Annotated in this window: 11 protein-coding genes; all 11 read left to right on the top strand. The window is 50.0% G+C overall.

What is annotated here, in order from left to right:
* The first annotated feature begins 16 nt into the window (after nucleotides 1-16).
* The 11 genes from rpsA (at nucleotide 17) to LQ215_RS10555 (ending at nucleotide 12,131) form a co-directional block, all read left to right on the top strand.
* The gene (rpsA, locus tag LQ215_RS10505) at nucleotides 17-1,708 is read left to right on the top strand and encodes a 30S ribosomal protein S1 (RefSeq protein WP_053120388.1); all 1,692 of its coding nucleotides are present in this window, start codon (nucleotides 17-19) and stop codon (nucleotides 1,706-1,708) included.
* A 276-nt stretch (nucleotides 1,709-1,984) separates the two neighbouring features.
* Nucleotides 1,985-2,263 carry a hypothetical protein gene (locus LQ215_RS10510; protein ID WP_230149503.1) on the top strand — a complete coding sequence of 93 codons (279 nt, stop codon included), beginning with the start codon at nucleotides 1,985-1,987 and terminating at the stop codon, nucleotides 2,261-2,263.
* Between the two features lie 135 nt (nucleotides 2,264-2,398).
* Nucleotides 2,399-2,695, top strand: coding sequence for an integration host factor subunit beta (ihfB, locus tag LQ215_RS10515; protein WP_003199243.1), 297 nt, complete (start codon nucleotides 2,399-2,401; stop codon nucleotides 2,693-2,695).
* Nucleotides 2,696-2,721: 26 nt separating this feature from the next.
* On the top strand, nucleotides 2,722-2,946 hold the full coding sequence (locus LQ215_RS10520) for a lipopolysaccharide assembly protein LapA domain-containing protein (protein WP_230149505.1): 225 nt from the start codon (nucleotides 2,722-2,724) through the stop codon (nucleotides 2,944-2,946).
* A gap of 179 nt (nucleotides 2,947-3,125) precedes the next feature.
* Nucleotides 3,126-4,163, top strand: coding sequence for an LPS O-antigen chain length determinant protein WzzB (locus LQ215_RS10525; RefSeq protein WP_230149507.1), 1,038 nt, complete (start codon nucleotides 3,126-3,128; stop codon nucleotides 4,161-4,163).
* Nucleotides 4,164-4,332: 169 nt separating this feature from the next.
* Nucleotides 4,333-5,616 (top strand): Vi polysaccharide biosynthesis UDP-N-acetylglucosamine C-6 dehydrogenase TviB, encoded by a 1,284-nt coding sequence (gene tviB / locus LQ215_RS10530; RefSeq protein WP_230149509.1) that lies wholly within the window; start codon nucleotides 4,333-4,335, stop codon nucleotides 5,614-5,616.
* Between the two features lie 41 nt (nucleotides 5,617-5,657).
* Nucleotides 5,658-6,680 (top strand): NAD-dependent epimerase/dehydratase family protein, encoded by a 1,023-nt coding sequence (locus tag LQ215_RS10535; RefSeq protein ID WP_230149511.1) that lies wholly within the window; start codon nucleotides 5,658-5,660, stop codon nucleotides 6,678-6,680.
* Nucleotides 6,681-6,887: 207 nt separating this feature from the next.
* Nucleotides 6,888-8,018 (top strand): glycosyltransferase family 4 protein, encoded by a 1,131-nt coding sequence (locus tag LQ215_RS10540; RefSeq protein ID WP_230149513.1) that lies wholly within the window; start codon nucleotides 6,888-6,890, stop codon nucleotides 8,016-8,018.
* The gene (locus tag LQ215_RS10545) at nucleotides 8,015-9,010 is read left to right on the top strand and encodes an NAD-dependent epimerase/dehydratase family protein (RefSeq protein ID WP_230149515.1); all 996 of its coding nucleotides are present in this window, start codon (nucleotides 8,015-8,017) and stop codon (nucleotides 9,008-9,010) included. Before LQ215_RS10540 ends, LQ215_RS10545 begins: the two co-directional genes overlap by 4 nt.
* The gene (locus LQ215_RS10550; protein ID WP_230149517.1) at nucleotides 9,007-10,023 is read left to right on the top strand and encodes an MraY family glycosyltransferase; all 1,017 of its coding nucleotides are present in this window, start codon (nucleotides 9,007-9,009) and stop codon (nucleotides 10,021-10,023) included. Before LQ215_RS10545 ends, LQ215_RS10550 begins: the two co-directional genes overlap by 4 nt.
* A gap of 113 nt (nucleotides 10,024-10,136) precedes the next feature.
* A complete protein-coding gene (locus tag LQ215_RS10555) occupies nucleotides 10,137-12,131 on the top strand; it encodes a polysaccharide biosynthesis protein (protein ID WP_230149518.1) in 1,995 nt (664 codons plus the stop codon).
* The last annotated feature ends 27 nt before the right edge of the window (nucleotides 12,132-12,158 follow it).

A 12,158-nucleotide genomic window follows, 5' to 3' on the forward strand; every position in this document is an offset into this window, starting at 1 on the left:
ATCAACAGGAATTAAAATGAGCGAAAGCTTTGCGGAACTCTTTGAAGAAAGCCTGAAAACCCTGAACCTTCAGGCAGGCTCCATCATCACCGGTGTTATCGTTGATATCGATTACCAAGCTCGCTGGGTAACCGTTCACGCTGGTCTGAAGTCTGAAGCACTCATCCCGCTTGAGCAGTTCTACAACGACGCTGGCGAACTGAACATCAACGTCGGTGACGAAGTTCACGTTGCGCTGGACTCGGTTGAAGATGGCTTTGGTGAAACCAAGCTGTCCCGTGAAAAAGCCAAGCGCGCTGAATGCTGGATCGTTCTGGAAGCGGCTTTCGCAGCTGAGGAAGTGGTCAAGGGCGTTATCAACGGTAAGGTTAAAGGCGGCTTCACTGTCGACGTTAACGGCATCCGTGCGTTCCTGCCAGGTTCCCTGGTTGACGTCCGTCCAGTGCGCGATACCACGCACCTGGAAGGCAAAGAGCTGGAATTCAAGGTCATCAAGCTGGACCAGAAGCGCAACAACGTTGTCGTTTCCCGTCGCAGTGTCCTGGAAGCCGAGAACTCCGCCGAGCGTGAAGCTCTGCTGGAATCGCTGCAGGAAGGCCAGCAGGTCAAAGGTATCGTCAAGAACCTCACCGATTACGGCGCATTCGTCGATCTGGGTGGCGTCGATGGCCTGCTGCACATCACCGACATGGCCTGGAAGCGTATCAAGCATCCTTCGGAAATCGTCAACGTTGGCGACGAGATCGATGTCAAGGTTCTGAAGTACGATCGCGAGCGCAATCGTGTTTCCCTGGGCCTCAAGCAACTGGGTGAAGATCCATGGGTCGCTATCAAAGCCCGTTACCCAGAAGGCACCCGCGTTACTGCCCGTGTTACCAACCTCACCGACTACGGCTGCTTCGCTGAGCTGGAAGAAGGCGTTGAAGGCCTGGTACACGTTTCCGAAATGGACTGGACCAACAAGAACATCCACCCTTCGAAAGTCGTACAAGTCGGCGACGAAGTGGAAGTCATGGTTCTGGACATCGACGAAGAGCGTCGTCGTATCTCCCTCGGCATCAAGCAGTGCAAGTCCAACCCATGGGAAGACTTCTCTGGCCAGTTCAACAAGGGCGATAAAATCTCCGGCACCATCAAGTCGATCACCGATTTCGGTATCTTCATTGGTCTGGACGGCGGCATCGACGGCCTGGTTCACCTGTCCGACATCTCCTGGAACGAAGTGGGCGAAGAAGCCGTACGCCGTTTCAAGAAGGGCGACGAGCTGGACACCGTTATCCTGTCGGTTGACCCAGAGCGCGAGCGTATCTCCCTGGGTATCAAGCAACTGGAAAGCGATCCGTTCTCCGAGTACGTTCAAGAGAACGACAAAGGCGCAATCGTTAAGGGCATCGTGAAAGAAGTTGACGCCAAAGGCGCCATCATCACCCTGGCCGACGATATCGAAGCGACTCTGAAAGCCTCCGAAATCAGCCGTGACCGCGTTGAAGACGCGCGCAACGTTCTGAAAGAAGGCGAAGAAGTAGAAGCCAAGATCATCAGTGTTGACCGCAAGAGCCGCGTAATCCAGCTCTCCATCAAGTCGAAAGACGATGCTGAAGAGAAAGAAGCAATCCAGAGCCTGCGCGACAAGCCAGCCGCTGACATTGCTGCTGGTCCTACCACGCTGGGCGACCTGCTGCGTGCACAAATGGAAAAACAGAACTGAGTTCTGTCAGACCATAGAAAAAGGGCGACTTCGGTCGCCCTTTTTTGTGCTCGCAATTCAGGAGAGTCGGGCTTTACTCATTCCAGGTGCGCTGTCTGGTCTCGCTGTGAAACCAATCCTGCAAGCCAGATGTCTCTTCCTTTAAGCGGATCAATCATCTATCAAGGCTGGATTACAGATGTCATGGCTCCCCCGGAACAATGTGGGAGCGAGCTTGCTCGCGATGGGGCCAGGTCAGACACCACCCAGTCGAGTGTTGGATATTTAAGGAGATGAATGAACAGGCTCATCCTGATATTCGCAATATTGGCATTGCCAGCTTGCACCACAAGCGCCAAGACCCACGCCGTGCGTGGTGTCAGTGGTATCGAGGTTGATTGCTCAGGGTTGGGCTCTGGCTGGGAGAAGTGCCATAAGAGAGCCGCAAGAGAGTGTAAGGGGGCTGGCTACAAGGTCATTACCCGATCCGACGACGCGAAGGATGAAGATTGGTACCCATTTGGTTTCAATCCGGCGGGCTATATCACTCGTACAATGCTGGTCATCTGTCGATAGCATCTCCCTGCTTGCGCGAAAGAGGCGGTAGGGGAGTCAAGAAGAATGTCAATACTCGGGCTGTTCAAATCCCTCCGGTCATGCTAAAACCTTTTCAAGCGATTTTCCTAGCTGCTTGAAAAAGAAGGGAAAAATATGACGAAGTCGGAGTTGATCGAACGAATTGTCACCCATCAAGGGCTACTCTCATCCAAGGATGTGGAGCTGGCCATCAAGACCATGCTTGAACAGATGTCCCAGTGCCTGGCGACTGGAGATCGCATCGAGATCCGCGGTTTCGGCAGCTTTTCCCTGCATTACCGCGCTCCGCGGGTGGGGCGCAACCCTAAAACGGGTCAGTCCGTCAGTCTTGATGGAAAGTTCGTCCCTCATTTCAAGCCAGGCAAAGAGCTTAGGGATCGGGTGAATGAGGAGGAGGGGGATGAGCTCTGACGCAGCGCCAAAACAAAGGAGTTTTCATGCGCAACTTTAAACGTCTTGCACTTGCCGTATTTGCACTGCTCGTGGCCTCAGCTATCGTCCTGTTCGTGCTTGAAAACAACCAGCCGGTTGCACTCCTGTTTCTGGGCTGGTCAGCTCCGCAGCTTCCTGTCTCGGTTTTCGTGATCCTGGCGCTTCTCGCTGGTATGATAGTCGGGCCGTCGCTTGCGTGGTTTGTGGGGGCGCGTCGACGATTGAGATAATGGATGTGTGAGCCCAGTAGTCTTGGTAAGGATCACTGTGTGCAATTTTTCTGACTGTGGGTGCGTTTTGTTCGTATTTAATCTAACTCAGTTTGCCGCTGTGTCCGGTGCGGCCTTGCCCGTCTTGCCCTTTGATGCGTTTGGTGTGTACGCGAACGTGATGCCAAGCGAGGCTTCTCATGCAAAATGATCGTATGGATGCGCGTCGCGATGATGAAATTGATCTGATCGAGCTGGTCCGGGGGCTATGGGCTCAGAAATGGTTGATTTTGGGTATGACTCTCTTGGTTACTGTTGGCGCGGGTCTTTATGCGTTTCTCAGTAAGCCTGTCTATGAAGCCAAGCTTTTTATTATGCCGCCTACTCAGAACGATATTGCTGAACTCAATTATGGTAGGGGCAAAAGTAGCGAACTCGACGTCTACTCCATAGATCACGTGTACGAAGTTTTTGCTCGTAACTTACAAGCAGAGTCACTTCGTCAGAAATTTTTCAACGAGGTTTATCTTCCATCATTGAGTGAATCGCAACGAGAAGGGGCGCTCGATCAAGTCTACTTGCGTTTTTCTCGTGAGCTGGTCATCAAGCCGCCAGGCAAGGATTCTCCGGATCGTTATCTAGTGGCAGTGAACAACGAAGACCCCGTTCGCGCCAAAGAGTGGGCTAAAACGTATGTGAAGCTCGCCAGCGAAGCGGCCGAATCTGAGCTCATAAAGAACGTAAAGACAGAAGCGTCGGTTCGAGCGCGGAATCTGGGGCAGCGGATTATCAGCTTGCGAGAAAATGCCCAGCGCATTCGAGAGGATCGGGTCCAGCAGCTACGTGAAGCCTTGAATATAGCCCAGGCAATTGGCCTCGCAACGCCCAGCTTGAACTCTACGATTACGGTCGACACAGGAAACAAGCTGGACTATCAACGAGGTAGTAAAGCGCTGGCTGCTGAGGTTGACGCCCTGCAGGCCCGCTCTTCTGACGATGCCTTTATTCCTGATTTGAGATCGCTTCAGATGCGATACTATTTTTATAGCAAATTGAATATCGATCCTGAGAGCATATCGGTTTACCGCCAAGACGGCACAGTAGAGCTGCCTGAGAGCCCCATTAAGCCGAAGAAGATGCTGATCCTGCTCTTGGGTGTGATTACTGGCATTTTGCTAGGCTGCTTTGTTGCGTTGCTTCGTCTCTTGTTCATCCGAAGTGAAAAGAATCCGGCTTAAGCGTTATTCTTGGAGGGGCGCTGGACGTTGTGCAAGCGACCCCTCACCGATGGCGAAGGGCCGGGTTTCCTGGATATCGCGCTTGTATGTTATCAGCCGGCAATGATTATTATTCTACAATGATAGATTTCAATGCTGCGCTCACTACCAATTTATAGTGGATATGAAATTGAATAGTCAAAACTTTGAAAGTGTAAAACTTGGAATCGTAGGCTTGGGTTATGTGGGGCTGCCTCTTGCTGTGGAGTTTGGCAAGCATTATTCCGTTTTGGGTTTCGATATCAGTGAGCGTAGGATTAAAGAGCTTAGTGGTGGCCGGGATTCGACGCTGGAAGTCAGTGAACAAGAGCTGAACGAAGCTAAGAATCTTCAGTTCTCCTCCAGTGTGGAGGAGCTGGGTAGTTGCAATATCTTCATAGTGACCGTTCCAACGCCTATCGATCAGTATAATAATCCGGATCTGACCCCGCTGCTGAAGGCGTCTGAGACTATTGGATGTGTGTTAAAAAAAGGTGACGTAGTAATCTATGAGTCAACTGTGTATCCCGGGGCAACCGAAGAGGATTGTGTTCCAGTTTTAGAGCGTGTATCAGGTCTGAAATTTAATTTGGATTTCTACGTTGGATATAGCCCTGAAAGGATTAATCCGGGCGATAAAGAGCATCGCGTCGCCACGATCATGAAAGTAACGTCGGGCTCCACACCGGAAGTGGCGAGCAAAATTGATAATCTGTATAAAAAAATCATCATTGCCGGAACACATAAGGCCAGCTCAATAAAAGTCGCTGAAGCTGCTAAAGTCATCGAGAATACTCAGCGGGATCTGAATATCGCGCTAATCAATGAGTTGGCAATAATTTTCAATAAGCTGGGTATTGATACAGAGTCAGTGCTGAAGGCCGCTGGGACGAAGTGGAATTTTCTGCCGTTTCGTCCTGGTTTGGTGGGCGGTCACTGTATTGGAGTAGATCCTTACTATCTGACGCACAAAGCACAGTCCATCGGTTACCATCCTGAGATTATCCTAGCTGGTCGGCGGCTCAATGATAGCATGGGAGAATACGTCGTTTCCCAGCTCGTGAAGGCGATGGTTAAGAGGCGGATACACGTGGATGGCGCACGAGTATTGGTAATGGGGCTTACGTTTAAAGAGAACTGTCCAGATCTAAGAAATACGCGAGTTATCGACATCATTAGTGAGTTGGCTGACTATAACATCGCTGTCGACGTTTTTGATCCTTGGGCAGCGGCTGAGGAGGCAGAGCATGAGTATGGAATTAAGCTGCTTTCCTCGCCCACTCCAGATTCGTATGACGCAATTGTTTTGGCCGTCGCGCACTCTCAGTTTGCCGATATGGGGTCTCGTCATATTCGCTCATTAGGCAAGGCGAATCACGTGCTTTATGACCTTAAATACCTGCTTGATAATGATGAATCGGATCTCCGGCTCTAATCCTACACGTCTATTATTTTGCAGCATGAATTTGGGGTCATATGAATCGATATAATGAACTGGTTTCAACTCTCCCGAAGATTCCGCGTGTATGGCTCATTACTGGTGTTGCGGGGTTTATAGGTTCTAACCTACTTGAGAAATTATTAAAATTGGATCAGAGCGTCATCGGTCTTGATAACTTTGCTACTGGCCATCAGCGAAACCTCGATGAGGTCAAGGGAGACGTTACAGCTGAACAATGGGCTCGTTTTACGTTAAAGACCGGAGATATACGTTCTCTGGATGATTGCCGAAACGCGTGCGAAGGCGTCGATTATGTACTCCATCAAGCTGCATTGGGCTCTGTTCCCAGATCATTGGCCGATCCAATTCTCACTAATGAGTCTAATATAGACGGTTTTTTGAAAATGTTGGTTGCAGCCCGTGATGCCGGGGTAAAAAGCTTCACTTATGCCGCGAGTAGCTCTACTTATGGCGATCACCCGGCCTTGCCGAAAGTTGAAGATGTTATCGGCAAGCCGCTTTCACCCTATGCCGTAACGAAATACGTTAATGAGCTGTATGCCGATGTTTTTTACAAGAGCTATGGCTTCAACACGATCGGCCTGCGTTATTTCAATGTGTTTGGAAAAAGGCAGGACCCGAACGGAGCCTATGCAGCCGTAATACCTAAATGGACCGCAGCGATGATTTTGGATGAGAGTATCAATATCAACGGGGATGGCTCAACAAGCAGAGATTTTTGTTTTATCGAGAACGTTATTCAGGCTAATCTTCTGGCTGCGACCGAAGAAAACAGCGCTGCTTTGAACAATGTTTACAATGTGGCCGTAAACGCACGAACGAGCCTTGGCGAGTTGTTTTCCATGTTGAGAGCGATGCTAGCAGATTTGGGCGTGAATTACGCAAGGGAGCCTGTATATAAAAACTTCAGAGCTGGCGATGTCCTGCATTCTCAGGCAAGTATCGAAAAGATCAAAAACAATTTGAGCTACTCTCCCGATTACACCGTCGCTGAGGGTTTGAAAATGGCGATGCCTTGGTATTTGAAGAACGTCTGATGGACGCTGTTTTTATACCCCAATTAGAAGTGTATCCAGTAATCTTGGTCTCGGAAGAGTTGCGCCTTCAGTAAGTATGGTTTATGTGTTCTGATGATGGGGATGTGGCTGTCAACTGTAGATTTGCATGATTATTCATGCTTGATGTAAGAGTGCATAGTCTTCAACTGGATGTATTTTTAATTTGACAGTTTATGTGGGGGAGGAATGAGTCGGATACTGCTAATTGTAGTCAACGATCCTCGGTATTTTTTGTCGCACAGATTGCCGATAGCCAAGGCAGCCCAAGGGAAGGGCTATGAAGTGCACGTTGCGAGTATCGCGAGCCCAGTTTCAGGAAAAGTTACTGAAGAAGGCTTTATTTATCACACGATCAAGTTAGAGCGTGGCGGTATTAATCCGTTTCTTGAGTTCTATGCGATGATATGCTTCGTCAGACTACTCTGGCGTCTACGGCCCACTCTTTTGCATTTGGTAACGACTAAACCGGTTCTTTATGGGGGGGTGGCTGCTCGCCTCGCTCCTGTCGGAGGGGTTGTGTCCGCTATCGCTGGCATGGGCTCCGTGTTTATTGGACGAGACTTGCGGTCGAAAGTTCTATCGTTTGTTCTGAAGAGTATGTACCGAATAGCACTGGGTTCCAACAATCTTCGAGCGATCTTTCAGAACCCTTGCGACTGTGCCTTGGTTATGAAGATGAGCGGTTTGGATGCTGACAAGACGGTGTTGATTCGTGGCTCAGGGGTTCGCCTGGCTTCTTATCCGATTTTGCCAGAGCCAATCGGCACCATAACCGTTACGTTTGCAGGACGACTCCTTAGAGATAAGGGGGTTTATGAATTTATCAAGGCCGCTCAATTAGTCAAGCTTCGTCAGAAAGATGTGATCTTTCAGCTGGTCGGTGATTTGGATGAAGGCAACCCCACCAGCCTTTCCAATGCAGAGATAGAAACCCTGACAGCCGAAGGGGATGTACGTGTACTCGGTTATCAAAGTGATCTGGCCAAGGTATTCTCTGGTTCGCATATCGTAGTCCTGCCCTCTTATCGAGAAGGATTACCAAAAGTCCTGATCGAGGCTGCGGCCTGTGCGCGGGCTGTTGTCACTTCTGATGTACCCGGCTGCCGTGATGCTATTATAGCGGGCGAAACCGGATTGCTTGTGCCCGTTAAAGACGCTGAAGCATTGGCGGTCGCGATTGAGAAGTTGATTTCGAATGCAGAGTTAAGACGTGAAATGGGTCTTGCTGGAAGGAAATGGGCGGAGCGTGAGTTTACCATTGAGAATGTGGTGAAAGTTCATTTGGATATCTACAAAGCACTTGAGGCTGAATCTTGAATTTGCGAAAGAGCATTGTCATAACCGGCGCAACAGGATTTGTTGGTCGAGCTCTAGTCGAAAAACTGCAAGCTGATTCAGATTATAAGTTGACTTTATTGGTTCGAAAGAAAGTTGACTTCCTTTTATCGGGTGTCGAACAGATTTCCGTGTCGTCTGAGAGGCCTTTTCAAGGTCCTTTATCGATTAGTAAAGGGGCGACTATTATTCATCTGGCGGGACGGGCGCACATATTAGATGATAAATCCGAAGATCCGCTTCATGAATTCAGACTCGTTAATGTTGAGGCTACAATTGACTTGGCGCGTCAGGCAATGGAGGCCGGGGCCAAAAGATTCATTTTCGTTAGCTCTATCGGGGTTAACGGTTCTGTAACGTATTCTGATCCATTTAATGAGGATGCAACACCACAACCGCAAGCAGACTATGCTGTCTCTAAACTAGAGGCTGAATGTGCGTTGAGAGCTCTGGTAGAAAAAAGTTCGATGGATTTGGTGATTGTTCGGCCACCTTTAGTCTATGCGGCGCATGCCCCGGGCAATTACCAGCGTTTGATGCGTTTGGTGTCCACGGGCTTGCCTTTACCCTTTGGTGCTACAAGAAATCTTAGAAGCCTCATTTCGCTGGAAAACTTGGTTGACTTTATATGTCTTTGCATAGAGCACTCCGCGGCGGCAAATGAGTTGTTTCTGGTATCTGATATCAGGCCGGTGTCTACAAGTGAAATTGTAATCTCTCTAGCCCAAGGCATGGGTATAAAACCTCGGCTGTTCTCAGTACCTGATTTTGTACTCCGTACGGGCGCTAGGATTTTTCGGAAACAATCAATCTACTCACAACTATGTGGTTCATTGGTTATCGATTCATCTAAGGCTCGTAACCTGCTGGGTTGGAATCCGCCCATTTCGGTGATTGATGCGCTGCGTCAGTCCGGTCGTCAATATATTATGCAAAAAAGTCAAATATTTAAGCATGGGCGTGTTTTGAAATGAAGATATTTGCTTTCCTTTTACTCATCACCGCAGTCTCATTGGTATTAACTTGGGTTTTGCGCTCATATGCCATTCATAAGAATATTATCGACATCCCGGGGGAGCGTAGTTCGCACTCCATACCCACACCCCGTGGGGGCGGTTTGGCATTTGTCACAGTCTTTCTCTTGGCGCTGCCGCTACTTGCAGGCAACTATTTGCTATCTTGGTCCACGACCTGGGCGTTGTTGGGAGCTGGTATCGGGGTTGCTGTTCTAGGTTTCCTCGACGACCACGGTCATATAGCTGCTCGCTGGAGGTTGCTTGGCCATTTCACCGCTGCAATCTGGGCGTTGTGCTGGCTAGATGGTCTGCCCACGATTAACTTGTTTGGTCATGAATTTGCGTTGGGTTGGTTTGGACACGCATTGGCGGTCGTTTATTTGGTATGGATGCTCAATCTCTATAACTTCATGGACGGTATCGATGGTATTGCTAGCGTGGAAGCGATATGCGTTTGCCTCTGCGCATGCCTCATTTATTGGTTGGGTGGATTTAACAGCCTTATCGCGGCGCCGCTTATGTTGGCGATGGTAGTAATGGGTTTCCTTTATTGGAATTTCCCACCTGCACGTATTTTCATGGGAGATGCGGGCAGCGGATTTCTTGGTATCGTCCTTGGAATGCTTTCTTTACAAGCGGCTTGGGTTTCTCCAAAGCTTCTATGGGTGTGGCTGATTTTACTCGGTGTCTTTATCGTGGATGCTACCGTCACCCTTATGAGACGCCTCCTGCGAGGGGACAAGGTATACGAAGCTCATCGCAGCCATGCCTATCAGTTCGCCTCACGCCGATATGGGCGTCATTTACCAGTGACGCTCGCCGTCGGTGCCATTAACCTATTCTGGCTCCTACCCTTGGCGGCTTGTGTCGTATGGTGGAATGTCGATGGGGGGTTGGCATTGACAGTGGCTTACGCGCCGCTGGTGCTTCTGGCCATTAGATTTCAAGCTGGGAAGCTTGAGACGGTATGACTTCAGGCTGATGGATGTTTTTTCCGTTTTGCGGTTGTCTAACGGACAATGGTTTCACTACGTGCCTCAGTAATGGATGCACTAGAACCCGCTCAGGAAGCGTGAAGGTGGTTATGGATAAAGTAAGAACAGTGTTGTTGGGGCTGCCCAGACGTCATAAACGGGCTATTCAGGTGGCCACGGACGTAGTATTAGTCTGGGCCGCGCTCTGGTTGGCGTTTGTCGTCCGATTAGGCATTGACATATGGGCTACCCCCATTGAGACCCATCTCTGGCTTTTTGCATCTGCCCCGTTGATCGCGATACCAATTTTCATTCGCTTTGGAATGTATCGCGCAGTGATGCGTTATTTCGGCAATGATGCGTTGATTACCATTTGCAAGGCAGTCAGTCTTTCGGCACTGCTATTGGCGCTTGTGGTGTATTGGTACAGCAACCATACGACCCTGGTCCCGCGGTCTATCATTTTCAACTTCTGGTGGCTGAGCCTCATCATGCTTGGCGGTTTGCGCCTAGTGATGCGGCAATATTTCCTGGGCGATTGGTTCTCAGCAGCCCAGCATGTGCCATTTGCGAATCGCGATGATGGCCTGCCCAAGGTTGCGATTTACGGTGCGGGTGCGGCAGGCAACCAGCTCGTCGCCGCACTGCGTATGGGAAGGGTGATGAGGCCTGTCGCATTCATCGACGATGATCGGAGTATCGCTGACCGAGTTATCGCAGGATTACAGGTCTATCAGCCCAAACATATCCAGAAGATGATCGATGCGACTGGCGCGCAAGAAATCTTGTTGGCCGTTCCTTCCTCGTCACGTGGCCGTCGTAGGGAAATACTGACACTGCTCGAGGGATTCCCGTTACACGTTCGCAGTGTTCCGGGATTTATGGATTTGGCAAGCGGCCGGGTCAAGGTGGATGACATTCAAGAGGTGGATATCGCAGATCTACTAGGGCGTGATCCCGTACCGGCCCAGGCTGATCTGCTGGAGCATTGTATAGCAGGGCAATCGGTATTGGTGACTGGTGCGGGCGGCTCGATCGGCTCTGAATTGTGCCGGCAGATCCTGGCTCTTCAACCCACCACACTGTTGCTTTATGAGCACAGTGAATTCAATCTTTATAATATTTTATCTGAACTTGAACCCCGAATAGCCCGGGAGTCCTTGTCTGTAAGGGTACTGCCGATTCTAGGGTCGGTGCGGGATCAGAGCAAATTGCTGGACGTGATGAAGACTTGGAGCGTCAACACGGTCTATCACGCGGCCGCTTACAAGCATGTGCCGATGGTAGAGCACAACATTGCCGAAGGCGTTCTGAACAACGTGATCGGGACGCTTAATACTGCGCAGGCCGCACTGCAGGCGGGTGTGTTAAATTTTGTGCTTATTTCGACTGACAAGGCAGTTCGACCCACCAATGTGATGGGAAGTACGAAGCGACTCGCAGAGTTGACTTTACAGGCCCTCAGTCGAGAGCTGGCCCCCGTATTATTTGGCGACAGGGCGAACGTCTCACGGGTCAATAAAACCCGCTTCACTATGGTTCGATTTGGTAACGTACTGGGCTCTTCCGGTTCAGTAATTCCACTGTTTCACAAGCAGATCAAATCCGGGGGGCCTCTGACCGTCACACACCCCAAGATTACGCGCTATTTCATGACAATTCCTGAGGCCGCTCAGCTGGTAATCCAAGCGGGCTCCATGGGGCTGGGCGGGGACGTATTTGTTTTAGATATGGGCGAGCCGGTAAAAATTATCGAGCTAGCGGAAAAAATGATCCACCTTTCAGGTTTGAGTATTCGTTCTGATAAAAATCCCCACGGTGACATTTCGATAGAATTCACTGGTCTGCGTCCCGGAGAGAAGCTCTACGAAGAGTTGCTGATCGGCAACAACGTTGTTGCGACTCAACACCCTATGATCATGAGCGCCAATGAGGATCACCTGCCCTGGGAGCAGCTGAAGGCCAGCTTGACCGAGCTGCTCGCTGCCATTAATCGTGATGATTACGCCAGGGTTCGGCAGTTGCTTAGGGATACGGTGAGTGGATATGCCCCGGATGGCGAGATAGTCGACTGGATTTATCAACAGCGTCGTCTAGAGCCTTGAGATATTCAACATGCTGTGATGCACAGA

It is taken from the genome of Pseudomonas brassicacearum, assembly GCF_918698105.1.
GTDB classification, from domain to species: Bacteria; Pseudomonadota; Gammaproteobacteria; order Pseudomonadales; family Pseudomonadaceae; genus Aquipseudomonas; species Aquipseudomonas brassicacearum_F.

What these genes read in the sequence shown, in the direction of transcription:
- rpsA (WP_053120388.1), top strand. Translation starts at nt 17, where the DNA reads ATGAGCGAAAGCTTTGCGGAACTCTTTGAAGAAAGCCTGAAAACCCTG.
- LQ215_RS10510 (WP_230149503.1), top strand. Translation starts at nt 1,985, where the DNA reads ATGAACAGGCTCATCCTGATATTCGCAATATTGGCATTGCCAGCTTGC.
- ihfB (WP_003199243.1), top strand. Translation starts at nt 2,399, where the DNA reads ATGACGAAGTCGGAGTTGATCGAACGAATTGTCACCCATCAAGGGCTA.
- LQ215_RS10520 (WP_230149505.1), top strand. Translation starts at nt 2,722, where the DNA reads ATGCGCAACTTTAAACGTCTTGCACTTGCCGTATTTGCACTGCTCGTG.
- LQ215_RS10525 (WP_230149507.1), top strand. Translation starts at nt 3,126, where the DNA reads ATGCAAAATGATCGTATGGATGCGCGTCGCGATGATGAAATTGATCTG.
- LQ215_RS10535 (WP_230149511.1), top strand. Translation starts at nt 5,658, where the DNA reads ATGAATCGATATAATGAACTGGTTTCAACTCTCCCGAAGATTCCGCGT.
- LQ215_RS10540 (WP_230149513.1), top strand. Translation starts at nt 6,888, where the DNA reads ATGAGTCGGATACTGCTAATTGTAGTCAACGATCCTCGGTATTTTTTG.
- LQ215_RS10550 (WP_230149517.1), top strand. Translation starts at nt 9,007, where the DNA reads ATGAAGATATTTGCTTTCCTTTTACTCATCACCGCAGTCTCATTGGTA.
- LQ215_RS10555 (WP_230149518.1), top strand. Translation starts at nt 10,137, where the DNA reads ATGGATAAAGTAAGAACAGTGTTGTTGGGGCTGCCCAGACGTCATAAA.